The organism is Rhodococcus aerolatus (assembly GCF_054783215.1).
Genome location: NZ_BAAGQZ010000035.1, coordinates 1 through 23,623 on the forward strand (window position 1 = coordinate 1; position 23,623 = coordinate 23,623).

Annotated in this window: 23 protein-coding genes, 2 tRNA genes, 1 pseudogene and 1 riboswitch; of the genes and pseudogenes, 14 read left to right on the forward strand and 12 right to left on the reverse strand. The window is 75.1% G+C overall.

Going from position 1 to position 23,623, the window contains the following annotated elements; translation table 11 throughout:
- Positions 1-226, reverse strand: a pseudogene (locus ACYVOF_RS13100) (TlpA family protein disulfide reductase); the annotation flags it as partial.
- On the reverse strand, positions 223-957 hold the full coding sequence (gene nth / locus ACYVOF_RS13105; RefSeq protein WP_460867227.1) for an endonuclease III: 735 nt from the start codon (positions 955-957) through the stop codon (positions 223-225). The gene nth and the pseudogene ACYVOF_RS13100, both read right to left, overlap by 4 nt.
- Positions 958-1,133: 176 nt before the next feature.
- On the opposite strand from nth, the gene ACYVOF_RS13110 reads away from it, so the two are divergent.
- From ACYVOF_RS13110 to ACYVOF_RS13120, 3 genes are all read left to right on the forward strand, one after another.
- Positions 1,134-1,382: a hypothetical protein gene (locus ACYVOF_RS13110; protein ID WP_460867138.1), complete on the forward strand. Its 249-nt coding sequence runs from the start codon at positions 1,134-1,136 to the stop codon at positions 1,380-1,382.
- Positions 1,383-1,531: 149 nt separating this feature from the next.
- A complete protein-coding gene (locus tag ACYVOF_RS13115; protein ID WP_460867139.1) occupies positions 1,532-2,206 on the forward strand; it encodes a Crp/Fnr family transcriptional regulator in 675 nt (224 codons plus the stop codon).
- A 241-nt stretch (positions 2,207-2,447) separates the two neighbouring features.
- The gene (locus tag ACYVOF_RS13120; protein ID WP_460867141.1) at positions 2,448-3,683 is read left to right on the forward strand and encodes an MFS transporter; all 1,236 of its coding nucleotides are present in this window, start codon (positions 2,448-2,450) and stop codon (positions 3,681-3,683) included.
- A 130-nt stretch (positions 3,684-3,813) separates the two neighbouring features.
- Here ACYVOF_RS13120 and ACYVOF_RS13125 read toward each other — a convergent pair whose 3' ends face one another.
- Positions 3,814-4,935, reverse strand: a complete 1,122-nt coding sequence (locus ACYVOF_RS13125) for a 5-methyltetrahydropteroyltriglutamate--homocysteine S-methyltransferase (RefSeq protein ID WP_460867142.1) — start codon at positions 4,933-4,935, stop codon at positions 3,814-3,816.
- A 64-nt stretch (positions 4,936-4,999) separates the two neighbouring features.
- On the opposite strand from ACYVOF_RS13125, the gene ACYVOF_RS13130 reads away from it, so the two are divergent.
- The 3 genes from ACYVOF_RS13130 to ACYVOF_RS13140 all read left to right on the forward strand — a co-directional run bounded on the left by ACYVOF_RS13130 (position 5,000) and on the right by ACYVOF_RS13140 (position 8,386).
- Positions 5,000-5,710 (forward strand): dienelactone hydrolase family protein, encoded by a 711-nt coding sequence (locus ACYVOF_RS13130; protein ID WP_460867144.1) that lies wholly within the window; start codon positions 5,000-5,002, stop codon positions 5,708-5,710.
- Between the two features lie 162 nt (positions 5,711-5,872).
- Positions 5,873-5,980: riboswitch (guanidine-I (ykkC/yxkD leader) on the forward strand.
- A gap of 49 nt (positions 5,981-6,029) precedes the next feature.
- Positions 6,030-7,556 (forward strand): amino acid permease, encoded by a 1,527-nt coding sequence (locus tag ACYVOF_RS13135; RefSeq protein ID WP_460867145.1) that lies wholly within the window; start codon positions 6,030-6,032, stop codon positions 7,554-7,556.
- The gene (locus ACYVOF_RS13140) at positions 7,553-8,386 is read left to right on the forward strand and encodes an N-acyl homoserine lactonase family protein (RefSeq protein ID WP_460867147.1); all 834 of its coding nucleotides are present in this window, start codon (positions 7,553-7,555) and stop codon (positions 8,384-8,386) included. The genes ACYVOF_RS13135 and ACYVOF_RS13140 overlap by 4 nt, the downstream gene beginning before the upstream one ends.
- Before the next feature lie 74 nt (positions 8,387-8,460).
- On the opposite strand, the gene ACYVOF_RS13145 is transcribed toward ACYVOF_RS13140, so the two are convergent.
- From ACYVOF_RS13145 to ACYVOF_RS13155, 3 genes are all read right to left on the reverse strand, one after another.
- Positions 8,461-9,702 (reverse strand): sensor domain-containing phosphodiesterase, encoded by a 1,242-nt coding sequence (locus tag ACYVOF_RS13145; protein ID WP_460867148.1) that lies wholly within the window; start codon positions 9,700-9,702, stop codon positions 8,461-8,463.
- A gap of 111 nt (positions 9,703-9,813) precedes the next feature.
- On the reverse strand, positions 9,814-10,602 hold the full coding sequence (locus tag ACYVOF_RS13150) for an MBL fold metallo-hydrolase (protein ID WP_460867150.1): 789 nt from the start codon (positions 10,600-10,602) through the stop codon (positions 9,814-9,816).
- The gene (locus ACYVOF_RS13155) at positions 10,599-11,447 is read right to left on the reverse strand and encodes an NUDIX hydrolase (RefSeq protein WP_460867152.1); all 849 of its coding nucleotides are present in this window, start codon (positions 11,445-11,447) and stop codon (positions 10,599-10,601) included. The genes ACYVOF_RS13150 and ACYVOF_RS13155 overlap by 4 nt, the downstream gene beginning before the upstream one ends.
- 105 nt (positions 11,448-11,552) lie before the next feature.
- Between ACYVOF_RS13155 and ACYVOF_RS13160 the strand changes: the two genes are divergently transcribed.
- Positions 11,553-12,431: a Gfo/Idh/MocA family protein gene (locus ACYVOF_RS13160; protein WP_460867154.1), complete on the forward strand. Its 879-nt coding sequence runs from the start codon at positions 11,553-11,555 to the stop codon at positions 12,429-12,431.
- Position 12,432: 1 nt separating this feature from the next.
- On the opposite strand, the gene ACYVOF_RS13165 is transcribed toward ACYVOF_RS13160, so the two are convergent.
- Positions 12,433-12,912 (reverse strand): RidA family protein, encoded by a 480-nt coding sequence (locus tag ACYVOF_RS13165; protein WP_460867156.1) that lies wholly within the window; start codon positions 12,910-12,912, stop codon positions 12,433-12,435.
- A gap of 6 nt (positions 12,913-12,918) precedes the next feature.
- Positions 12,919-13,074 (reverse strand): DUF4177 domain-containing protein, encoded by a 156-nt coding sequence (locus ACYVOF_RS13170; protein ID WP_460867158.1) that lies wholly within the window; start codon positions 13,072-13,074, stop codon positions 12,919-12,921.
- 83 nt (positions 13,075-13,157) lie between these two features.
- Between ACYVOF_RS13170 and ACYVOF_RS13175 the strand changes: the two genes are divergently transcribed.
- On the forward strand, positions 13,158-14,183 hold the full coding sequence (locus ACYVOF_RS13175; protein WP_460867160.1) for an ArsA family ATPase: 1,026 nt from the start codon (positions 13,158-13,160) through the stop codon (positions 14,181-14,183).
- A complete protein-coding gene (locus ACYVOF_RS13180; protein WP_460867162.1) occupies positions 14,180-15,427 on the forward strand; it encodes an ArsA family ATPase in 1,248 nt (415 codons plus the stop codon). The genes ACYVOF_RS13175 and ACYVOF_RS13180 overlap by 4 nt, the downstream gene beginning before the upstream one ends.
- A gap of 37 nt (positions 15,428-15,464) precedes the next feature.
- Here ACYVOF_RS13180 and ACYVOF_RS13185 read toward each other — a convergent pair whose 3' ends face one another.
- The gene (locus ACYVOF_RS13185; RefSeq protein WP_460867164.1) at positions 15,465-15,809 is read right to left on the reverse strand and encodes a WhiB family transcriptional regulator; all 345 of its coding nucleotides are present in this window, start codon (positions 15,807-15,809) and stop codon (positions 15,465-15,467) included.
- Positions 15,810-16,045: 236 nt separating this feature from the next.
- Between ACYVOF_RS13185 and ACYVOF_RS13190 the strand changes: the two genes are divergently transcribed.
- Complete coding sequence (locus tag ACYVOF_RS13190) at positions 16,046-18,421, forward strand: transglycosylase domain-containing protein (RefSeq protein ID WP_460867229.1); 2,376 nt, start codon at positions 16,046-16,048, stop codon at positions 18,419-18,421.
- 101 nt (positions 18,422-18,522) lie between these two features.
- Here ACYVOF_RS13190 and ACYVOF_RS13195 read toward each other — a convergent pair whose 3' ends face one another.
- Complete coding sequence (locus ACYVOF_RS13195; RefSeq protein ID WP_460867166.1) at positions 18,523-18,993, reverse strand: GatB/YqeY domain-containing protein; 471 nt, start codon at positions 18,991-18,993, stop codon at positions 18,523-18,525.
- Between the two features lie 180 nt (positions 18,994-19,173).
- Here ACYVOF_RS13195 and ACYVOF_RS13200 point away from each other — a divergent pair, with 180 nt between their 5' ends.
- From ACYVOF_RS13200 to ACYVOF_RS13210, 3 genes are all read left to right on the forward strand, one after another.
- Positions 19,174-20,115: a metallophosphoesterase gene (locus tag ACYVOF_RS13200; protein WP_460867168.1), complete on the forward strand. Its 942-nt coding sequence runs from the start codon at positions 19,174-19,176 to the stop codon at positions 20,113-20,115.
- Positions 20,116-20,131: 16 nt separating this feature from the next.
- Positions 20,132-20,208, forward strand: a tRNA-Pro gene (locus tag ACYVOF_RS13205).
- Positions 20,209-20,296: 88 nt separating this feature from the next.
- Positions 20,297-20,518 carry a hypothetical protein gene (locus ACYVOF_RS13210; RefSeq protein WP_460867170.1) on the forward strand — a complete coding sequence of 74 codons (222 nt, stop codon included), beginning with the start codon at positions 20,297-20,299 and terminating at the stop codon, positions 20,516-20,518.
- Between the two features lie 340 nt (positions 20,519-20,858).
- Here the strand turns inward: ACYVOF_RS13210 and ACYVOF_RS13215 are convergent, their stop codons facing one another.
- Together ACYVOF_RS13215 and selD are read right to left on the reverse strand one after the other, a co-directional pair.
- Positions 20,859-22,337, reverse strand: coding sequence for a wax ester/triacylglycerol synthase family O-acyltransferase (locus tag ACYVOF_RS13215; RefSeq protein ID WP_460867172.1), 1,479 nt, complete (start codon positions 22,335-22,337; stop codon positions 20,859-20,861).
- Between the two features lie 49 nt (positions 22,338-22,386).
- Positions 22,387-23,388, reverse strand: a complete 1,002-nt coding sequence (gene selD, locus ACYVOF_RS13220; RefSeq protein ID WP_460867173.1) for a selenide, water dikinase SelD — start codon at positions 23,386-23,388, stop codon at positions 22,387-22,389.
- Between the two features lie 57 nt (positions 23,389-23,445).
- Here selD and ACYVOF_RS13225 point away from each other — a divergent pair.
- Positions 23,446-23,541: transfer RNA gene (locus tag ACYVOF_RS13225), tRNA-Sec, on the forward strand.
- Positions 23,542-23,623 lie beyond the last annotated feature (82 nt).

Below are 23,623 nucleotides of genomic sequence, written 5' to 3' on the forward strand. Positions count from 1 at the left end.
CCGGGCACGCGGCGAGGTCGGCCGCGGCACGGGCCGCGGCCAGGTCCACCGGGGCGGCGGGGGCGCTGCCCGACGACGGGGCGGCGGCGCTGCCGGACGCGGCCGTGGGTGCGGTGGCGCCGCGCGGCCACAGGGCCACGGCGAGCAGCACCACCACGAGGACCCCGAGCACGTTCCAGCGCAGCGCACGGCCGGGACGCGGCCCGGCGGGAGGGGTGACGCTCACCCGGCCGGCTCCGCGGTGACGTCCGGGGCGGTGGCGTCCGGGGCGTGTGCGTCCGGCTCGGCCAGGGCCAGCAGGTGAGCCGTCTCTGGGCCCCGGACCAGCGCCGCGGCGGCGTCGTGCTCCGTCGGGCCGGTGCCGTACGACGGGCAGTCGCCGGCGAGCACGCACACCCCGCAGGCGGGCTTCTTGGCGTGGCAGACGCGACGGCCGTGGAAGATCACCCGGTGGCTCAGCGTGGTCCACTCCGCGCGGGGCACCAGCTCCCCCACGGCGTGCTCGACCTTGACCGGGTCCTCCTCGGCGGTCCACCCGAAGCGCCTCGACAGCCGGCCGAAGTGGGTGTCCACCGTGATGCCGGGGACGCCGAAGGCGTTGCCCAGCACCACGTTCGCCGTCTTGCGGCCGAACCCGGGCAGGCTCACCAGCTCGGCCAGGGTGCCCGGCACCTCCCCGTCGAACCGCTCGACGAGCTCACGGCCGAGCTTGACCAGCGTCTGCGACTTCGCCCGGTAGAACCCCGTCTGGCGGACGTACTCCTCGAGCTCGGGCAGGGCAGCGCCGGCGTAGGCGGCCGCGTCGGGGTAGGCGCTAAACAGCGCCGGGGTGACCTCGTTGACCTTCTTGTCCGTGCACTGGGCCGAGAGCACGGTGGCCACCGAGAGCTCCAGCGGCGTGGTGAAGTCGAGCTCGCAGTAGACGTGGGGGAACGCGACGCCCAGGTCGCGGTGCATCCGCCGGGCCCGGCGCACGAGGCCCGTCCGCGACTCCCCGGCCAGGGCGCGCGCCCGCGCCCTCGACTGCTGCCCCGCTGCACCCACACCCCCGACAGTACGGGGGGTCACCGACACCCGGCGCGGGCTCGGACCGGCGGCGACCGGGGCGGTGCCCGGGGTGCCATGATGGCGACGTGGAGAGCCTGCTGGTGGTCGTCTTCCCCGTGCTGCTCATGCTCTTCGCCCTGTCCATGGAGCGCGTCGAGTCCCGGCTCAAGCGGCTCTCGGTGGAGGAGGACGAGGTCGAGGAGTTCCTCGACTCGGCCAACCCGGCGGAGGTCAACACCTTCGTCCGCGAGGGCCTGCCCCGGGCGCTGACCATGTTCCGGCTGCGCCGACGCACCGGCCGCCGCCCCGCCCGCAAGCGCCCCGGGCGCCCCTGAGCAGCACCGATCGACGACGCGGGTGCTCCCCGCGGCCCACGGTCCGCGATCGGGCGGGGTTTCGCTCTACACTGCGTGACGGTCAGAGGCGTGTGACGGGCTAGACACCGGTGAGAGTGGGCACAGTGCCCGACGAGCGAGGAGCGGGCGTGGACGAGGTCCTGGCACGGGCAGGCATCTTCCAGGGCGTGGAGCCGGCGGCGATGGAGGCACTGGCGGCGCAGCTGCAGCCGGTGGACTTCCCGCGCGGCCACGTCATCTTCAACGAGGGCGAGCCCGGCGACCGGCTGTACATCATCACGTCCGGCAAGGTGAAGATCGGCCGCAAGTCGGTCGACGGGCGCGAGAACCTGCTGACGATCATGGGGCCGTCGGACATGTTCGGCGAGCTGTCCATCTTCGACCCGGGCCCCCGCACCTCCAGCGCGACGACGGTCACCGAGGTGCGCGCGGTGAGCATGGACCGCGGCGCGCTCAAGGAGTGGATCGGCCGCCGGCCCGAGATCGCCGAGCAGCTGCTGCGCGTGCTGGCCCGCCGGCTGCGCCGCACCAACAACAACCTGGCCGACCTCATCTTCACCGACGTGCCCGGCCGCGTGGCCAAGGAGCTGCTGCGCCTGGCCCAGCGGTTCGGCACGCAGGAGTCCGGTGCGCTGCGGGTCACCCACGACCTGACGCAGGAGGAGATCGCCCAGCTGGTCGGCGCCTCCCGCGAGACCGTGAACAAGGCGCTCGCCGACTTCGCGCACCGCGGCTGGCTGCGCCTCGAGGGCAAGAGCGTGCTCATCTCCGACCCCGAGCGCCTGGCCCGCCGCGCCCGCTGACCCGCCCCGACGCGTTCCGCCCACTTCTCGCGGTCCACGGGCTGCCTGGCGCGCGTTCTGCCCACTTCTCGCACTCCATCGGCTCCCTGGCGCGCGCTTCGCCCACTTCTCGCGCTCCAACGGCTCCTCGACGCGCGATTCGCCCACTTTGCGCGGTCCACGGGCGGCCTGACGCGAGCTGCGCCCACGTGGCGGGGGCACCGACTGGTACGGGCGTCACACTCGTGACACACTGGTACGCGTGTCCCAGTCTGCTCGCCTCGACGACTACCGCCGTGCGCTGACCGCGCCCGGCGCGCGCGGTCCCGTCCTGTTCTCCCTGCTCGCCCGCATGCCGATCGCCATGGTCGGCCTGGCGATGCTGTTCTACGTCCGCGAGACCACCGCGTCGTTCGCCGTCGCGGGCGTCGTCTCCGCGTCCGTCCTCGTCGGGGTCGCGCTCGGCTCCGTCTACCAGGGCCGCGCCATCGACCGCTTCGGGCCGACCCGCCCGCTGCTCGTCGTCACCGCCGCGTTCGCCGTCGCGGTCACCGCGTCCGTCGTGGCCGTCGAGCTGCGGGCACCGGTCGTCGTGCTCGTCGTCCTGGGAGCGCTCACCGGTGTCAGCGAGCCCGCCGTCGGACCGGCGTCGCGGTCGCTGTGGAGCCGGCTGGTGCCCGACGGGCCCGTGCGGCAGGCCGCGCTCGCCTACGAGGCCATCAGCATGGAGGTCTTCTTCATCCTGGGGCCCGCACTGGCCGGGGTCCTGCTCTACGCCCCGTGGTCGGGCACCGGGGTCGTCGTCGGCGGGGTGCTCATGGTCGCCGGCGGGGTCGGCTTCGCGCTCACCGACACGGTGCGGGGCTGGGGCTCGGCCGAGGTCGTCGGCGCCGGCGGGTTCGGCGTGCTGCGCCACCCCGGCATGCAGACCCTCGCCGTCGCCGCGCTCGGCTTCGGGCTGGTCATCGGGTTCGTCGAGGTCGGCGTGCCCGCAGCGGCGACCGAGGTGGGCCGGCCCGCGGTCGGCGGCCTGCTGCTCAGCCTGTGGTCGGTCAGCTCCGTCGTCTTCGGCGTCCTCTACTCGCTGAGCCCCTGGCCGCGGTCGCTGCACCTGCGGCTCCCGGCCCTGCTCGCCGGGTTCGCGCTGCTCGTGCCCGTGCTCGCCGTGCCCACCGGCCTCGCCGGGCTCGCGGTGGCCATGCTGCTGGTCGGCACGCTCATCACCCCGCAGTCGACGGCGCACTCCTCGGCCATCGACATCGCCGTGCCGCGGGCGGGGCACACCGAGGCCTTCGGCTGGATCATCACCGCGGTCACCCTCGGCCTCGCGGCCGGGCAGTCGGTGTCGGGGGTGCTCGTCGAGCAGGTCGGGCACGGGGCGTCGTTCATCGTCGCCGGGGTGGCCGGGCTCGCGGTCGCGGCCGTGGTCGCGGCCCGCCGGTCGACGCTGCTCGAGACGGTGCCCGACGACGTCGCGCCGGCCCTCACCCACGCCTGACCCGGAGGGCGGAAAGCCCGCTATCCGCCCCCGAGGAGGGGTCCCGAAGGGCGACAAGCCCGCGATCTGCCTCGGGGGAGGGGTCCCGGAGGGCGGAAAGCGTGCTACCCGCCCCCCGGGGACGGGTCGGTCAGCCCCAGACCTCGGCGGCCGTCTCCACGATGAGCGCCAGCTTGGCCTTCTCCTCGTCGATGGTGAGCTCGTTGCCCTCGACGGTGGAGGAGAAGCCGCACTGCGGCGAGAGGCAGAGCTGCTCGAGCGGGACGTACTGCGCGGCCTCGTCGATGCGGCGCTTGAGCGCGTCCTTGTCCTCCAGCAGCCCCGTCTTGGTCGTCACCAGGCCGAGCACCACCTGCTTGCCCGGCGGGACGAAGCGCAGCGGGGAGAAGTCGCCGGAGCGGGCGTCGTCGAACTCGAGGAAGAAGCCGTCGACCTCGAGCTGGCCGAAGAGCGCCTCGGCGACGAACTCGTAGCCGCCCTCCGCGGTCCACGAGCTGCGGTAGTTGCCCCGGCACAGGTGCGTCGTCACCCGCAGCCCCTCGGGCCGCTCGGCCAGCGCCGCGTTCATCGTCGCGATGTTGCGCAGGTGCTGGTGCTCGGCGTCATCGCCCTGCGCGGCCAGCTGGGCGCGCTGCGCGGGGTCGTTGAGGTAGGCCAGCGAGGTGTCGTCGAGCTGCAGGTAGGTGCAGCCCAGGTCGGCGACGGCCGCGACCTCGGCCCGGTAGGCGGCGGCCAGGTCGGCCCAGAACTCCTCGACGTCGGGGTAGACGTCGGCCGAGATCGCCGCCCGGCCGCCGCGGTAGTGGACCATGCTCGGCGACGGGATCGTCAGCTTCGGCGTCTGCCCCGGCAGCGCCCGCTCGCGCAGCGCGGTGAACGCCTCGGCGAAGATCGGCTCCTTGAGGCCCACCTTGCCGTCGATGGCCAGGGCGGCGGAGGTGAAGTCGAGGTCGCCGGCGGCGTTGCGGAAGTGGACCTTCATCGTCTCGGCCGCCCGGTGCACGCCCTCGAGCTGGTAGATGAAGTCCATGTGCCAGGACGTGCGGCGGAACTCCCCGTCGGTGACGGTCTGCAGGCCCGCCTCCTGCTGCAGCGCCACCACGCCGTCGACGGCGGTGTCCTCGGCCTCCCGCAGCCCGGCGTCGTCCAGCGACCCCTCGGCGTGCCGGGCGCGGGCGTCGAGCAGCTCCGGCGGGCGCAGCAGGCTGCCGACGTGGTCGGCGCGGAACGGGGGGAGGGTGTTCGCAGGCATGGGACGACGCTACGACGGGGGACGTCGCGGTGCGGGACGGCGGCCCGGGTGACAGGCTCGGGCCATGGCTGAGACCGAGAACCCCGTTCAGAACGTCACCTTCCCGAGCAACGGCGGGACCGCCCACGGCTACCTCGCCGTGCCCGAGTCCGGCAGCGGCCCCGGTGTCATCGTCATCCAGGAGTGGTGGGGCCTGACCACCCACATCAAGGACGTCGCGGACCGCCTGGCCAAGGCCGGCTACGTGGCGCTGGCCCCCGACCTCTACGGCGGCCCGACGACGCACGACTCCGACGAGGCCGGCGAGCTGATGCAGAAGCTGCCCGTCGAGCAGGCGGCCAAGGACCTCTCCGGCGCGGTCGACTACCTGCTGGGCCTGGACTCCACCACCGGCGACAAGGTCGGCAGCCTCGGGTTCTGCATGGGCGGCGGGTTCGTCATCACGATGGCCGCGCAGCTCGGCGACAAGATCGCGGTGGCCGTGCCGTTCTACGGCATCGTCCAGGGCGACCCGGACTACACGAACCTCACCGCGCGGCTGGTCGGCCACTTCGGCTCGCAGGACGAGATGATCCCCGTGGACAACCTCAACCAGCTCGAGCGCAAGATCTCCGAGCAGGCCCCGTCCGGCGACAAGTCGACGTTCTACACCTACGACGCCGGGCACGCGTTCTTCAACGACGAGAACCTGCTGGGCACCTACGACCCCGAGGCCGCGAAGCTCGCGTGGCAGCGGACGATGGACGTGCTCGGCGAGGAGCTCCAGCCCGCCTGAGCCGCAGCTGCCGACGGCCCCCGCCCCCACCCGGGGCGGGGGCCGTCGTGCTGTGTGAGCGGGACCTCGCGTCCTGGGTGCAGTGATCACACACAGGTAACCGGGACCGCGGCCGCCCGTAACACGGGACCGCGACGCTTCTCCCCGACCCGGGCACCGCGCCCGGGGCGTGCCTAGGGTTCCGCGTCGCGAGACGGTCTGGTCCGAGAGGTGCAGGTGCGGCCCACCCAGCGGGGTCGCGCTCCACGGCGGGACAAAAGCCCGGGAGACACGTCGGTAGGCGCACGTGCGCCCGCCCGTCCTCCCGGAGGCACCCCCCGTGGCCGCACCCACCCTGCCCGCACCCGCGGGCGCCGACACCGACGACCTCGCGACGATGGGCTACCCGCAGGAGCTGCACCGGCGGCTCGGCTGGTTCGCCTCCTTCGCCGCCGGCTTCTCCTTCGTCTCCATCCTCACCACCGTCTTCCAGCTGTTCCCGTTCGGCTTCGGCTTCGCCGGGCCCGCCTTCTTCTGGACGTGGCCGGTCGTGTTCGGCGGCCAGCTGTGCGTGGCCCTGGTCTTCGCCGAGCTCTCGGCGCGGTTCCCGATCGCGGGCTGCATCTACCAGTGGTCGCGGCGCACCGGCGGCACCCTGGTGGGCTGGTTCGCCGGGTGGTTCATGGTCATCGGCTACGTCATCAGCGTCGCCGCCATCTCGCTGGCCCTGCAGGCGGTGCTGCCGTCCATCTGGGACGGCTTCCAGGTCGTCGGGGGCGACCCGTCTGTGACCACGCTCAGCGGCGCCACCAACGCGATCATCCTGGGCACCGTCCTCATCGCGGTGTGCACCGTCATCAGCATCGTGGGCGTGCACGTCATGTCGACCATCAACATCGTCGGCGTCACCTGCGAGCTGGTCGGGGTCGTGCTGCTGCTGGCCCTGCTCTTCTCCCACACCGAGCGCGGCCCGCAGGTGGTGCTCGACACCGGCGGCACCGGCTCAGGGCTGGGTTACGTCGGCCCGCTGCTGGTCTCCGCCCTCATGGCCGCCTACGTCATGTACGGCTTCGACTCCGCCGCCGAGCTGTCCGAGGAGACCAAGGACCCGCGAGCCACCGCCCCCAAGGCGATCCTGCGGGCGCTCTGGGTCTCCGCCATCGGCGGTGGGCTCATGCTGCTGGCCGTGCTCATGGCCGCGCCCTCGGTGTCCGACGGCGAGCTGGCCTCCGGCGGCATCCCCTACGTGGTCGAGTCGCAGCTGGGCACCGGGCTGGGCAAGGCGCTGCTCGTCGACGTCGCCGTCGCCATCGTCTCGGCCACGCTGGCCATCCAGAACTCGGCGTCCCGGGTGATGTTCTCCATGGCCCGCGACGGCCGGCTCCCCTTCTCCCACGGCCTGTCCCGGGTCAACCCCCGCACCGGCACCCCCGTCGTCACCGGCGTCGCGGTCAGCGCGCTCGCCGCCGCCGTGCTGCTGGTCAACCTGGGCAACGCGCAGCTGTTCACCGCCGTCACCGGCGTCGCCGTGGTGATCGTCTACCTGGCCTACCTGTTCGTCACCGTGCCCGCGCTCGTCGAGCGGCTGCGCGGCCGGCTGCCCGCGGTCGAGCCGGGCCGGTTCACCCTGGGGCGCTGGGGGATCCCGCTCAACGTCGTCGCCGTCCTCTACGGCGCCTTCATGACGGTGAACCTGGCCTGGCCGCGGGCCGAGGTCTACGACCCCGAGGGCGGGCACTGGTACCTGCAGTGGTTCGCGGTGCTCTTCCTCGTCGTCGCCGGGGTGCTCGGCGCGGTGGCCCACGCCCGGCTGCGCCACGCCGACGCGCCCGCCGTGCGCCGCGCCGCGCTCGCCGACGCCGCGTGAGCGCGGGCGTCCGCCGCGTCGTCCCGCTCACCCTCGGCTGGGAGGACCTGCCGCTGGCGGTGTCCCTGGAGGGGGCGGACCCGGCCGCCCGCGTCGTCGAGCCGGTGCCCGGGGTGCTGCTGGAGTGCGACGGGGGGTGGCTGCTGCTCGACACCGGGTTCAACACCGCCTGGCTGCGCGACCCCTGGCTGGCCGCGCGCTACCACGGCGCCCCGGACCACCGCGCGATCCTGCCCGGACCGGGCGAGCCGGTCGAGGAGGGGCTCGCGACGGTCGGCCTGGCGCTCGACGACGTCGTCGCCGTGGGGCTCTCGCACCTGCACCTCGACCACGCGGGCGGCCTCAAGCTGTTCGCCGGACGGGTGCCGGTGCACGTGCAGCGCGACGAGCTCGCCTTCGTGCTCGACGAGCCGGTGCAGGCCGAGCAGCACGGGCTCTACCGGGCCGACGTCGACGACCCGCGGGTGGACTGGCGCCTCGCCGACGGTGACGTCGAGATCGCGCCCGGCGTCACCGCGCTGGCCACCCCGGGGCACACCCCCGGGCACCAGAGCTTCCTGGTCGACCTCGACGCGTCGGTGGGCGGCGGCGGGCTGGTGCTGGCGTTCGACGCGGCGGACCTGACGGCCAACGTCACCGACGAGGTGTCCGTCGGCGGGCGCGTGCGGGCCACCCCGCAGGACTGCGTCGAGCAGGTGCGCCGGCTGAAGGCGATCGCCGCGGAGCGGGGCTACCCGGTGGTGCCGGGGCACGACCCGCACGCGTGGCCGGCCCTGACCGAGGCGCTCGACGTCCGGTTCGGCACGGTGCGCTCGGCCTGGCCGAGCTGAGCCGGGGGCCGCGGCGGGGGGCCGCCGCGAGGCCCGGCAGCGGTGGACGGGACCTCGCCTCCTGGGTGTCGTGGTCACACACGGCTGATGGTCGGGGCGGGCCTGCCCCAGAAGTAGCCCTGGCCGTGGTCGAAGCCCAGCTCCGCCGCGGTCTCCGCCTCGGTCGCGGTCTCCACGCCCTCGGCCACCGTCTCCACCCCCTGCCGCGCGGCCGTCGCGGCGATCGCCCGCAGCACGGCCCGCCCCGCCGGGCTGGCCATCCGCGCGGTCAACGAGCGGTCGATCTTGATGCCGTCGTGGGGCATCGCGAGCAGCGACTCCACCGTCGACCACCCGGTGCCGAAGTCGTCGAGCAGCACCCGGAACCCGCGCTCGCGCAGGTCGGCCAGGGTGGAGCGGCCGTCGTCGTCGGCGGCCAGCCGGGTCGTCTCGGTGACCTCCACGTCGACGGCGTCCGCCGGGACCCCGGCCGCGGAGGCCAGGTCGGACAGCCGCGCCGGGCAGCGCGCCACCTGGGTGTGGCGGGCGGAGAAGTTCAGGCTCAGCCGCAGGCCCGGGTCGGTGCGCCGGGCCACGGCCAGCGCGGCCAGGGCCTGCCGCCAGATCTCCAGGTCCAGGTCGACGACGAGGTCGCTGCGCTCCGCCACGGCGACGAACTCGAACGGGGTGACCGTCCCCCGCTGCGGGTGGTCCCACCGGGCCAGCGCCTCCACCCCCACCCGTCGGCCCGTGCCCAGGTCGACGATCGGCTGGTACCAGGGCACGAACTGCCCCGCGGCGAGGCCGTCGGCCACCTCGCGGGGGACGACGACGCGCGGGGACCCCACCCGCGGGGTGCGCTGGTCGTCGCGCAGCAGCAGCAGCTCGAGCCGGTCAGCGACCGCGGCGGCCAGGCCCTGCCAGCGCCCCAGCTCCGCCGAGGACACCGGGGCCCCCACCGCGCCCAGCCCGCAGAGCGTGCCCACGGTGCTGCCGTCGGCGCCCAGCACGGGCACGCCGACGTAGGAGTACCCGCGCGGCTCCAGGCCGGGGTGGTCGGCGACGTCGCCCACCACCACCGGCTGGTCGTGGGCCAGGACCAGCTCGCAGGGCGTGCTGCCCCGGGGCAGCCGGGCGGGGACGTCCTCGGCCGGGCCGGAGTGGGCGACGACGTGCTGGGCGTCGCGGGTGAACAGCGACACCCGCACCTCGGTGGCGGCCGTGACCTGGTCGGCCAGGGCGAGCAGCGGGCCGAGCGCCTCGGCCAGGGTGATCTCGCCGAGGGCCAGGTGGTGCTCGGCGCCGGAGTCGAGCCGCTCGCCGCGTGCGCGCACCATCGTCGTCGACCTCCGGCCGGGCAGTCACTGACCGCGACACGGTGACGCGTGCTCGCATGGTCCCCGCTCCCGGCCGTCACCGCGGGATGGACGGGTCACCTGTTCGGGTGACTACGCGCGCAGGTGGGCCAGCTGGGCCTGCACCGAGAACTCCGCGGCGGGCCACAGCGACTCGTCGACGTCGGCGTAGACGTGCTCGACGACCTGCCGCGGCGTGGCGTCCGGGCCCAGCTCGGCCAGCGCCGCGCGCACCTGGTCGAGCCGGGCCTCCCGGTGGGCCAGGTACTCCCGGGCGACCCGGGCGGCGTCGGCCAGCTCGGGGCCGTGCCCGGGCAGGACGGCGGCACGGGGGGCGAGGTCGGCGAGGCGCTCCAGCGAGGCCAGGTAGTCCCCCAGCCGGCCGTCCGGGTGGTCGATGACGGTGGTGCCGCGGCCCAGCACGGTGTCCCCGGTGAGCAGGCTGCCTGCCTCCCCGTCGCCGTGGACCAGCAGGCACACCGAGTCCGAGGTGTGCCCCGGGGTGGCCACCACGCGCAGCTCCAGCCCGGCCACGGCGAGGACGTCGCCGTCGGCCAGGCCCTCGTCGCCCAGCCGCAGCGCCGGGTCGACCGCGCGGACCGGGGCCCCGGTGAGCTCGGCGAAGCGCCGCGCCCCGCCGGAGTGGTCGAGGTGGCGGTGGGTGAGCACGGTGGCCAGCACCGGGCCGCACCCCGCGACGCGGGCCAGGTGGGCCTCGTCGTCGGGCCCGGGGTCGACAACCACGCAGCCCTCCTCGCCCGGGGCGCGTAGCACCCAGGTGTTGGTGCCGTCGAGCGTCATCACCCCGGGGTTCCCGCACAGCAGCACCGAGGCGTGCGGGGTGACCGGGCGCAGCGTCGCGTAGGCGGGGTGGGCGGTCACGCGGGCGCGACGTCGTCGGGGTGCACGGCCGGGTAGTCGTCGTCGCCGGGCATGGCCACCGCGACCTGCCCGTCGCGGCGGACGACCCGGGGGCGCACCGGCACCAGCGGGCGCTCGGCGGCGAGGACGGCCGCGACGTCGGCGTGCGCGGCCACCTCGTCCAGGGTGGTCCAGGTGGGGGTCATGAGCGCCCGGCGACCCTCCCGGGCGTCGGCCTGGGCTTGGGCGGGGGTCTGCCACCCGGCGCCGGTCGCCTCGCTGGTGGCCCCGTCGGCCTGCTGCCCGGCCGGCATCGCGGCGACGAAGAACTTGGTGTCGTAGCGGCGGGGCTCCTCGGGCGGGGTGACCCACGTCGACCAGGGCCGCAGCAGGTCGGCGCGCAGCACCAGGCCCTCCTCGGCGAGGAAGCCCGTCAGCGACACCTCGCGGTCGACCAGGGCGCGGCGCACGGCGTGGTAACGGCTGGAGTCGGGCACCACCGTGTCCGCGGTCGGCCCGGCCAGCAGCACCCCGCACTCCTCGAAGGTCTCCCGCACCGCCGCGCACACCAGGGAGCGGGCCAGCGGCACGTCGCAGCCGAAGCGACCCGCCCACCACGCCGCGTCCGGCCCGGCCCACGCCGGGCCCTCCTCGCCGTCGCGGGCGTCGACCCCGCCGCCGGGGAACACCGTCATCCCGCCCGCGAAGGCCATGCCCCGCACGCGGTGCAGCAGGAAGACCTCGATCCCGCCACCGCCGTCCGCCCCGGCGCCACCGTCGCGCAGCAGGGCCACCGTGGCGGCGTGGCGGGGGGTGGCGGGGGGCTCGCCCTCGTCGGCGAGGACGACGCCCGGCAGTCCGGTCATGCGTCGGACCCTACGACGCGGGAGCGCCGCCGCGGCCCCGGCCGACGGTCACCGCGGGCCACCGCGCCCCGGCCGCGGTGCCACCGCCCACTAGGGTGCACGGCTGTGCGCTTCGGACTCGTCGGCGCGGGTCCCTGGGCCGCGACCACCCACGCGGCGGCGCTGCGCGCCCACCCCGGGGTGGAGCTGGCCGGGGTGTGGGCCCGCCGTCCCGAGCAGGCCGCGTCCCTCGGCGTCCGGGTGCACACCGACCTCGACGCGCTGCTGCGCGACGTCGACGCCGTCGCCCTGGCCGTGCCGCCCGCGGTGCAGGCCGAGCTGGCCCCCCGGGCCGCGGCCGCCGGGTGCCACCTGGTGCTGGAGAAGCCGCTGGCCGACACGGTCGCCGGCGCCCGGGCGGTGGCCGCGGCCGTCGACGCCGCGGGCGTCTCCTCGGTGGTGGTGCTGACCCGGCGCTTCGCCCCCGAGACGCGGGCGTTCCTGGCCGCGGCCCGCGCCGGGTCGTGGTCGGGCGGCTCGGCGTGCTGGCTCTCCGGCGCCCTGCTCGGCGGGCCCTTCGCGGCCTCGCCGTGGCGGCAGGCCGGGGGCGCGCTGGTCGACGTCGGGCCGCACGTGCTGGACCTGCTCGACGCGGCGCTGGGCCCGGTCACCGGGGTGTCCTGGGCGCACCGGGACACCCCCAGCGACACCTGGGCGGTGGCCGTGGCCCACGAGGGCGGGCTGCGCAGCACCGTCGAGCTGTCGCTGCGCACCGCCGCGCGGCCCAGCCGGCTGCGGGTGGAGGTGCACGGCGCGAGCGGGGTGGCCGAGCTGACCAGCCGGGAGACCCCGGCGACCGACTGCTACGCGACGATGCTCGACGAGCTCCTCGAGTGCGTGCGCACGGGCACCCGCCACCCGCTGGACGTCCACCGGGGGCTGCACCTGCAGGAGGTCACCGCGCAGGTGCTCGACGCGCTGACGCCGGTGCCGCAGCTGCGCTGACTCAGGCCACCTCGACGACGAGCTCGACCTCGACGGGCGCGCCCAGGGGCAGCTCGGCCACGCCCACGGCGGAGCGGGCGTGCACCCCGGCCTCGCCGAACACCTCGCCGAGCAGCTCCGAGGCGCCGTTGACCACGCCGGGCTGGCCGGTGAAGCCGGGCGCCGAGGCGACGAAGCCGACGACCTTGACCACCCGCACCACGGCGTCGATGCCGACGAGCGCGTGCACGGCCGCCAGCGCGTTCAGCGCGCACGTCCGGGCCAGCGCCGTCCCCGCCTCGGCGTCGACCTCGGCGCCGAGCTTGCCCGTGGCCGCCAGCGCCCCGTCGACGAAGGGCAGCTGGCCGGAGGTGAGCACCTGCGAGCCCGAGCGGACCGCGGGCACGTACGCGGCGACCGGGGCGGCCACGCCGGGCAGCTCGATCCCGAGCTCGGCCAGCCGCGCGCTCCAGGACGGGCCCGACGACGGTGACGCAGCCACTCCCGCTCAGCCCTTCGGGCGCTTGAGGTAGGCGACGTGCTGCTCGCCTGTCGGCCCGGGCAGCACGGCGACCAGCTCCCAGCCGTCGGACCCCCACTGGTCGAGGATCTGCTTCGTCGCGTGGGTGAGCAGGGGGACGGTCGCGTACTCCCAGGTCGTCATGGTCCCCAGGCTAGCGGTGAGCCGCCCCACGCCGGACCCACCTGCAGCAGCGGCACCCCCTGGCCCCGCCTAGGGTCGACCGGGTGTCCTCCCCCACCACCGACGCCACCACCGTGGCCCCCGGCCACTGGCCGGCCGCCGCCGCGCAGGCACGCCTGCACTGGGTCTCCGGCAAGGGCGGGACGGGCAAGTCGACCGTCGCCGCGTCGCTCGCGCTGGCCCTGGCCGCGGAGGGCAAGCGAGTGCTGCTGGTCGAGGTCGAGGGCCGCCAGGGCATCGCCCAGCTCTTCGACACCCCGCCGCTGCCGCACGAGGAGAAGCGCATCGCGGTGGCCGCGGGCAACGGCGAGCTCCGCGCGCTGGCCATCGACGTCGAGACCGCGCTCATGGAGTACCTGGCCATGTTCTACAACCTCGGCTTCGCGGGCCGGGCGATGCGCCGGGTCGGGGCCGTCGAGTTCGCCACGACCCTCGCGCCGGGCCTGCGTGACGTGCTGCTCACCGGCAAGATCAAGGAGTGCGTGGTGCGCACCGAGGCCGACGGTCGCCACACCTACGACGCCGTCGTCGTCGACGCGCCCCCCACCGGCCGGGTGGTCAGCTTCCTCGACGTGACCCGCGCGATGGCCGACCTGGCCAAGAGCGGGCCCATCCGCTCGCAGAGCGAGTCCGTCATCGACCTGCTGCACTCCCCCGCCTCCGTCGTGCACCTGGTCTGCCTGCTCGAGGAGCTGCCGGTGCAGGAGACGATCGACGCGCTCGACGAGCTGCGGGCCGCGGACCTGAGGGTGGGAGCGGTGGTGGTCAACATGGCCCGGCCGGACCAGCTGCCGCCCGACGCGGTGGACTCGGCCGCCGTCGGTGAGATCGACGCCGCGGCGCTGCGCGCGGGCCTGGCCGCGGCCCACCTGGACGTGGACGACGACGCGCTGGCCGGGCTCGTGGTCGAGTCCGTCGAGCACGCCGCCCGCGTGGCGACGCAGCGCGCGAGCCGGGAGCGGCTGGCGCGCACCGGGGCCGACGTCGTCGAGCTGCCGCTGCTGGCCGACGGGGTGGACCTGGGCGCGCTCTACGAGCTGGCCGAGCGGCTCACCGCGGCGGGCGCGTGATGGCCGGGCGCGGCACCGCCCGGGGCACGACCGACGTCCCCACGACCGACGCGACGGCGACCGCCCGGGCGCCCCGGGCGACCGAGACCGAGGCCGCCGCGCCGACCGTGGACGCCCGCACCCGGGGGCTCAACGTCGGTGCGCTGCTGGGGGACCCGCAGACGCGGGTGGTGGTGTGCTGCGGCTCCGGCGGGGTCGGCAAGACCACGACCGCGGCGGCGCTGGCGCTGCGGTCGGCCGAGCTCGGCCGGCGCACCGTGGTCCTCACCATCGACCCGGCGCGGCGCCTGGCCCAGGCCCTCGGGGTGGCGGAGCTGACCAACACCCCGCAGCGGGTCGAGCTGGCCGACCGGCCGGACGCGGGCGAGCTGTTCGCGATGATGCTCGACATGCGCCGCACCTTCGACGACATGGTGCTGGAGAACTCGAGCCCCGACCGGGCCGAGGTGATCTTCGCGAACCCCTTCTACCAAACCATCGCGACCTCGTTCTCCGGGACGCAGGAGTACATGGCCATGGAGAAGCTGGGCCAGCTCGCGGCGTCCGGTGACTGGGACCTCGTCGTGGTCGACACCCCGCCGTCCCGCTCGGCCCTGGACTTCCTCGACGCCCCGCAGCGGCTGGCCGCGTTCCTCGACGGCCGCATGATCCGGCTGCTCTCCGGGCCCGCCCGCGCCGGTGGCAAGGGGCTGCGCAAGGTGGTCGGCGGCGCGATGGGCCTGGCCGCCCGGGGCGTCTCCGCGATCATCGGCGGGCAGATGCTCAACGACGCGTCCGCGTTCGTGCAGGCCTTCGACACCATGTTCGGCGGCTTCCGGGAGCGGGCGCGGGCCACGTACTCGCTGCTGCGCGACCCGGGCACGGCGTTCCTCGTGGTCGCCTCCCCCGAGCCCGACGCGCTGCGCGAGGCCGCCTACTTCGTCGACCGGCTCTCGGCCGAGGACATGCCGCTGGCGGGCCTGGTGCTCAACCGCACCCACCCGGTGGTCGCGGACGTGCCCGAGAACACCGCAGCCGCCGCGGCCCTCGCCCTGCGCGAGTCCGGGCAGCACGCCCTGGCCGCCGGGGTGCTCGAGGTGCACGCCGAGCGGGCGGGCACGGCCGCGCGGGAGCGGCGGCTGCTGGGCCGCTTCACCTCCGCGCACCCGGACGTGCCGCTGGTGGGCGTGCCCGCGCTGCCGTTCGAGGTGGCCGACCTCGACGCGCTGCGCGCGGTGGGCGACCAGCTCACCGGCGAGGCCTGAGCCTCTCCGGACGGGGCTGTGCCGGGCCGTGCTCGGCTCAGCCGGCGACGGCGGCGGCCCGCTCGTCGCGCACCGCGACCAGGTGCGCCCGCCAGGAGGTGACGTCGGGTCGCTCGCGGAGCAGCGCCCGGCGCTCCCGCTCGGTCAGCCCGCCCCACACGCCGAACTCCACGCCGTGGTCCAGCGCGTCGGCCAGGCACTCCAGCTGCACCGGGCAGCCGCGGCAGATCGCCGTCGCCTCGCGCTGCGCCGCACCGCGGACGAAGAGCCGCTCCGGGTCACCGGACCGGCAGCCCGCCTGCGCGACCCACGCCGTGCGGTCGTCCCCGGCGTCGAGGTCGGCGCGCACCGCCCCGACCTGCCCGCACGCCCGTGACGGCATGCCGCTGACCCTCGCTGCACCCATGGTCGTCCCCCCATCAGGAACGGGCTCCCCGCCCGTACCACCCCCGTGCCTCCCCCGGCACGTCCGTCACTCTAGGAGACGTCCGGGTCACCCGGCAAAGGGGATCGTGATCAACTAGCAGGTCAGGACGGGCTGCGCCGGCCCCGGGCCGGGCGACCTCACAGGAGCCGGGCACGGCGGCCAGTACCCTCGGGGCCGTGGTGGGCAACCAGATAGCGAAGATCCTCGGGTGCTGCGTCGTCGCCGGCGTGCTCCTGGCCGGTGTCATGTTCCCGGTCGTGGGCGGGCTCGGCCTGGCGTCGAACCGGGCCAGCGAGACCGTCGAGAACGTCTCCGACCAGCTCGCGGTCGGCCAGGTGCCGGCGATGACGACGATGACCGACGTCGCGGGCAACCCCATCGCCTTCCTCTACGACCAGCGCCGCACCCCGGTCGCCAGCCAGGACATCTCCGAGGCCATGAAGCTGGCCATCGTCTCCATCGAGGACCGCCGCTTCTACGAGCACCAGGGCGTCGACTGGCGCGGCACCATCCGCGCCTTCCTCACCAACGCCTCGTCCGGGCAGGTCGAGCAGGGCGCGTCCACGCTGACCCAGCAGTACGTGAAGAACTACCTGCTGCTGGTGGTGGCGCAGAACGACGCCGAGCGCCGGCAGGCCACCGAGACCACCCCCGCGCGCAAGCTCCGGGAGATCCGCATCGCCCTGGCGCTGGACCGTGACCTGGGCAAGGACGAGATCCTCACCCGCTACCTGAACCTGGTGCCCTTCGGCAACGGCGCCTACGGCATCGAGCAGGCCGCCCGCACCTACTTCGGCGTGGCCGCGAAGGACCTCACCGCCCCGCAGTCGGCCATGCTCGCCGGGATGGTGCAGTCGTCCTCGGCGCTGAACCCCTACACCAACGCCGATGGCGTGCTCGCCCGCCGCAACACCGTGCTCGACGCGATGCAGTCCACCGGCGTGCTCAACGCGGCGGACACCACCGCGTTCAAGGCCACCGGCCTGGGCGTGCTGCCCGAGCCCAACGCGCCCGCCAACGGCTGCATCGGCGCCGGGGACCGCGGCTTCTTCTGCGACTACGCGCTGCAGTACCTGGCCCAGTCCGGCCTGGACACCGACCAGGTGCTCAAGGGCGGCTACGTCATCAAGACCACCCTCGACCCGGTGGTGCAGGACAACGTCAAGCGCGGGCTCAACGAGCGCACCCCGGCCGACCTCGACGACATCGCGACCGTGATGAACGTGGTGCAGCCCGGGCAGGACGCGCACCGCGTGCTGGCCATGGGCTCGAGCCGCACCTACGGCCTGACGACGCCCTCCACCGTCACCCCGCAGCCGTACTCGCTGGTCAGCTCGGGCGGCGGGTCGACGTTCAAGGTGTTCACCACCGCCGCGGCGATGGAGGCCGGGCTGGGCACCAGCGCCATGCTCGACACCCCGTCGAGCTACGCCGCCACCGGCATCGGCGACTCCGGCGGCACCAACGGCTGCCCCACCGGCAAGTACTGCGTGAAGAACTACTCCGACACCTACCCCAAGTCGATGTCGGTCACCCAGGCGCTGGCCCAGTCGCCGAACACCACGTTCGTCAAGCTCGAGGAGGCCACCGGCGTGCCCGCCGTGGTCGACATGTCTGTCAAGCTGGGCATGCGGTCCTACGCCACCCCGGGCTCGGCCGCGGGCCAGTCCGAGGACCCGAACCAGAGCCTGGCCGACTACTGGAAGTCGATCCCGCTGGGCTCGTTCACCCTCGGCCCGGTCAACCTGGTGCCCCTGGAGCAGGCCAACGTCGGGGCCACGCTGGCCTCCGGCGGCAAGTGGTGCCCGCCGACCCCGATCGACTCCGTCACCGACGGCGCGGGCAACCCCGTCACCATCAACCAGGCGCCGTGCGAGCAGGTCGTCGAGCCCGGGCTGGCCAACACGCTCGCGGTCGCCATGAGCAAGGACGACCAGGCCGGCGGGACGTCGGCCGGTGCCGCCTCGAGGTACGGCTGGAACGAGCCGCTCTCGGCGAAGACGGGCACCACCGAGCAGGAGTACTCGGCGGCGTTCCTCGGCTTCACCAACACGATGGCCGCCTCCACGCTGACCTACGGCGACACCTCGAACCCCGGTGGCATCTGCGTCAACCCGCTGCGCTCCTGCGGCAGCGGCACCATCACCGGCGGCACCGTGCCCGCGGAGACGTTCTACTCGGCGCTGCAGCCGATCATCGGCAACTTCGGCCCGGTGGCGCTGCCGCAGACCGACCCGAAGTACGTGCAGGGCTCGCAGCGGGGTCGCGTCCCGGACTTCACCGGGATGACCGCCAGCCTGGCCCAGCAGCAGGCTCAGAACCTGGGCTTCCAGATCACCCAGCAGAGCCAGAACAGCGCGAGCAGCGCCGGCACGGTCGTCGGCCAGTCGGTGACGGGGACCGCGGTGCCGGGCACCACGGTGGTGCTCTACGTGAGCAACGGCGTCGCGCCGCAGACACGGGCGCCGTCCCCGCAGCCCACGCAGCAGCAGGCGCCCGCGCCGCCCCGGACGACGACGGTGCAGATCCCGGGGCTGCCCCCGATCACGGTGCCCGTCCCGAACTAGCGGACGCGGACCACCACCGCCCCCGGACTCCAGCAGGGTCCGGGGGCGGTGCTCTTCAGGGGTGCTGCTGGTGCCGTGCTGCCGGTGCGGTGCTGCGGCGGTCAGCCCTGCAGTGCGGCGCGCACCGCGGTGGAGAGCCGCTTGCCGTCGGCCCGTCCGGCGGCCTCCGCGGTGGCCCGGGCCATGACCTGGCCCATCTGCCGCATCCCCGGTGCCTCCCCGGTCTCGGCGGCGACCGCGTCGACGCTGCGCCGGGCGAGCGCGGTGACCTCGTCGTCGCTCAGCGGGCTCGGCAGGTACTCGGCCAGGACCTCGCCCTCGGCCCGCTCCGCGGCGGCCAGCTCCTCGCGGCCCGCGCCGGCGTAGGCCTCGGCCGACTCGGCCCGCTTCTTCGCCTCCTTGGCCAGGACGGCGAGCACCTCGTCGTCGGACAGCTCGCGGGCGGTGTCCCCGGCGACGGACTCGGTCTGCACGGCGGCCACGGCCATGCGCAGCGTGCCGAGCCGGACGGTGTCGCGGGCCTTGAGGGCGGCGGTCATGTCGGTGCGCAGGCGCGCGAGCAGCTCAGCCATGGCCCCGACGCTACTGCCCGCCCGCGACCGCTGGAGCAGCGCCGAGGCGGCCGTGGTCCGTACCCTGGGCGGGTGGCCACCCTGCGTTCGCCCCGCCCCTCCCTACCCGGGCGTTCGCCCCGCCCCTCCCTACCCGGGCGCCCGCCCCGCCCCCCCGCCCCCGGTGCGTCGCTCGGCACCGTGCTGGCGCGCACCGCGGTGGCGTCCGCCGGCGCGGCGGCCGTCGGCGTCGGGTACGCCGCCGGGATCGAGCGCAACAACTTCGCGCTGCGCGAGGTGACGATGGCCGTGCTGCCCCCGGGCAGCTCGCCGCTGCGGGTGCTGCACCTGTCGGACCTGCACATGATGCCGGGGCAGAAGCGCAAGCAGGGGTGGTTGCGCGACCTCGCCCGGCTCGAGCCCGACCTGGTGGTCAACACCGGGGACAACCTCTCCCACCTCAAGGCCGTGCCCGCCGTGGTGCAGGCGCTGGGCTCGCTGCTCGAGGTGCCGGGGCTGTTCGTCTTCGGCAGCAACGACTACTTCGCGCCGCGGCCCAAGAACCCGGCGCACTACCTGTTCGCCAAGCACAAGCGCATCCACGGCACCCCGCTGCCGTGGCAGGACCTGCGGGCCGCGTTCAGCGAGCGCGGCTGGCTCGACGTCACCCACGTCCGGCGCACCCTGACCGTGGGGGACCTGACGCTGCAGGTCGCCGGGGTGGACGACCCGCACCTCAAGCGCGACCGGTACGCCACCATCGCCGGGGCGGCCGACAGCGCCGCGGACCTGCGTCTGGGCATCACGCACTCCCCTGAGCCGCGGGTGCTCGACCAGTTCGCGGCCGACGGCTACGACCTCGTGCTGGCCGGGCACACCCACGGCGGCCAGCTCTGCCTGCCGTTCTACGGCGCCGTCGTCACCAACTGCGACCTCGACCGCTCGCGCGCCAAGGGGCCGTCGGTGTGGGGCGAGCACACCCAGCTGCACGTCTCGGCCGGGCTCGGGACCTCGCCGTACGCGCCGGTCCGCTTCTGCTGCCGGCCCGAGGCGACGCTGCTCACCCTGGTCCCCAGCGGCCGCGGCCGGGGCGACCGCTCGCCCGTCCAGGCGGTGGTGAGGACGCCCGCACGGGTGGGCTAGAGTGGCGGAGCCGCACCGGGGTGTGGCGCAGCTTGGTAGCGCGCTTCGTTCGGGACGAAGAGGCCGTGGGTTCGAATCCCGCCACCCCGACCAGCAGCACACGAGAGGCACCACCGGTCACCGCCGGTCGGTGCCTCTCCTGCTTCTGCGGGGGCCGCGGCGGGCTGACAGGGTGACGGCCATGGCGCACTGGACGGTCACCTACCACGACGAGCACGGCACCCAGCAGGTCCGCGAGGTGGACGCGACCGAGAAGGTCACCACCGACGGAGTGGTGGCGTTCGTCGACCAGCCCGAGAGCGACGGCGGGACCACGGTCGTCTGGGAGATCCCCGAGCTCAGCGTCGTGCGGATGGACCCGCCGGACCTGCAGTCCCAGGACCTTCCCGAGGCCGACAACTGACCCGCCGCCCGCGGGTGCATCCCGCGGGCTCGATGCCGTCCCCGGGCCCGTCCCGGTGCATCCCGCGGGCTCGATGCAGTCCCTATTGCGTCGACGCGCATGTAGCGGGCTACGTGTCCCCGGAGGGCGCGATTCCGGGCATGTAGCGGGCTATGTGTGCTCGCCGGGCGCGGTTCGGGGCAGATAGCGGGCTATGTGCCCCTGGAGAGTGCGATCCCGGGCAGATAGCGGGCTATGTGCCCTCGGAGGGCGCGGTTCGGGGCAGATCGCGGGCAGTGTGCCCTGCGGTGGGCGCGGTCCGGGGCAGGTGGCGGGCTGTGTGCCGCCGACGGTGCGGGGGTCAGGGGTGGGCGACGGCGAGGTCGGAGAGCTCGTCGAGGGCGGACACCAGGGACGCCGTGAACGCGGCCACGTCGGGCACGCGGTCGTCGCACACCACCACGCCGACGTCGACGTGCCCGTCGTAGCTCATCACCGTGATGTTCATGGCCCCGCCGACCTCGCTGACCGCGGACACCGGGTGCACCGCCAGCACCCGCGCCCCGGCGCAGTGCAGCGCGTGCTGCGGCCCAGGCACGTTGGAGACGAACAGGGTGAAGATCGGCCGCTGCCCGCCCGCCAGCCGCATCACCAGCCGCGACGCCACCCCGCCCCCGGTCTGCGGCAGCGCGGCCGCCCACTCCCCGAGCAGCTTGGGCGGGACGGCCGCGAACCGCTCCTTGGCCGCCTGCACCGAGTCGTGCAGCACCTGCACGCGCTCCCCGGCGTCGGCCAGGTGCGTCGGCAGCTCCACCAGCATGATCGACACCTGGTTGCCGCCGCGGCCCGCCTCCGCCTCGGTGCGCACGGACACCGGTACCGCGGCCAGCAGGGGCTCCTCGGGCAGCGCGTCGCGCTCGAGCAGCCAGCCGCGCAGCGCCGTCGTCGACACGGCCAGCACCACGTCGTTGACCGTGAGGCCGAGGGCGTCCTTGACCCGCTTGACCTCGGCCAGCGGCACCGAGCCGATGCCCAGGCCGCGCCCGGCCGTGATGGGTCCGTTCAGCGGGGTGTCCGGGGCGGCGGCGGGCACCGCGTCCGTCGGCACGCCCGGCAGGTCGACCCCGACCCGACGCGCCACGGTCGAGACCACCCCGACGACGGGGCCCACCCCGGGCACGCCGACCGCACCGGGCAGGTCCAGCAGGTGGGGCACCAGCCGCGGCGCCGAGCGCACCAGGTCCGCCGAGCGGGCGGCCACGTTCCACGCCGCCCGGCCCAGGGCACCCAGCGCGGACGGCGCCCCGCCGGCGGACTCCCCCGTCATCGACCCGCCGTCGGCGTCCCCGGTCGCGTCGGCGTCCGCGCTCTCGTCGGTCAGCACGCCCAGCACGTCGGCCACCGAGACGCCGTCGACGGCCGAGTGGTGCACCTTGAGGTAGACCGCCTGGCGGCCGTCGGTGAGGTCGTGCAGCAGGGTGACCTGCCACAGCGGCAGCGAGCGGTCCAGCGGCACCGACGCCAGCTCGCCGACCAGCCGGCACAGCGCGTCGTCGTCCCCCGGCCCGGGCACGGACCGCTCGAGCACGTGCACGTCGAGGTCGGGGGTCACCTCCTCCCAGTACGGCAGGTCCAGGCCCAGCGGCACCTCGCTGAGCCGCCACCGGAACGGGCCGAGCGCGTCGAGCCGGGCGGCGACCCGGTCGCGCAGCGCCTCCCGGGTCAGCGCGCCCCCGGGCAGCGCGGACGGGTCGAGCAGCACGAGGCAGCCGACGTGGGCGAACGTGGTCTCGTCCTCGACGTTGAGGAACTGGACGTCGAGGGGGCTCAGCTGGCGCACCCCCGCAGTGTGACCCAGCGCACGGCCGTGCACCCGACGGGGTCGCGGATCAGCGCACCTGCAGCACGTGCTCCCCGGCGGGCACGAGCTCGCCGACGACGGGCGCGCCCGGGACCTCGCCGACCACGAGCAGGCCCCCGGAGGTCTGCGCGTCGGCCAGCAGCAGCAGCTCGTCCTCGCCGACCGTCGCCCCCAGGTGCGGCCGCACCCAGTCCAGGTTGCGCCGGGTGCCGCCGCTGACGTGCCCCGCGGCCAGCGCCTCGCGCGCCCCCGGCAGGTACGGCACGGCGGCGGCGTCGACCACGGCGGAGACGCCGCTGGCCCGGGCCAGCTTGTAGAGGTGGCCGAGCAGGCCGAACCCTGTGACGTCCGTCGCGGCCCGCGCGCCCGCGGCCAGCGCGGCCTCGGAGGCCTCCCGGTTCAGCGTCGTCATGGCCTCGACGGCCTCCGGGGAGGCCACCCCGGTGGCCTTGGTGCGGCTGTTGAGCACGCCGATGCCGAGCGGCTTGGTCAGCGAGATCGGCAGCCCCGCCCGCCCGGCGTCGTTGCGCAGCAACCGCTCCGGGTCGCCGGTGCCGGTGACGGCCATGCCGTACTTGGGCTCCGGGTCGTCGACGGAGTGCCCGCCGGCGACGTGGCAGCCGGCGAGGTCGGCGACGTCGAGCCCGCCGCGCAGCACCTCCGCGGCCATGTCCATCGGCAGCACGTCGCGCGGCCAGCACAGCAGGTTCACCGCCACCAGGGGGGTGCCGCCCATGGCGTAGACGTCGGACAGCGCGTTGGCGGCGGCGATGCGGCCCCAGTCGTAGGGGTCGTCGACGACGGGGGTGAAGAAGTCGGCCGTGACGATGACGGCCAGGCCGTTGCGGACGGTGACCACCGCGGCGTCGTCCCCGTCGTCGAGGCCGACGACGAGCTCCCCGGCGGGGTCGAGCGGCCGGGAGCCGCGCAGCCCGGCGACGACGGCCTCGAGCTCACCGGGCGGGATCTTGCAGGCGCAGCCCCCGCCGTGGGCGTAGGAGGTCAGGGGACGCAGCTCGGTGGTGCTCACGGCGCCCGACGGTAGCCCCGCGGGCCGCGGGCCGTCGCGTGTCGTACCGTCGCCCGCGGAGGCGTGAGGGTGCCTGGTGGCCCCCACGGTCTTCAAAACCGATGTGGCCGAGCAGCTCGGTCAGGCGGGTTCGATTCCCGTCCGCCTCCGCCAAACCACCAGCCCCACCACCAGCGTCGCCCCCGGGAGTCGTCCTGAGCACCCTCGCCGCGCCGGACCGCCGACGCACCCTCGG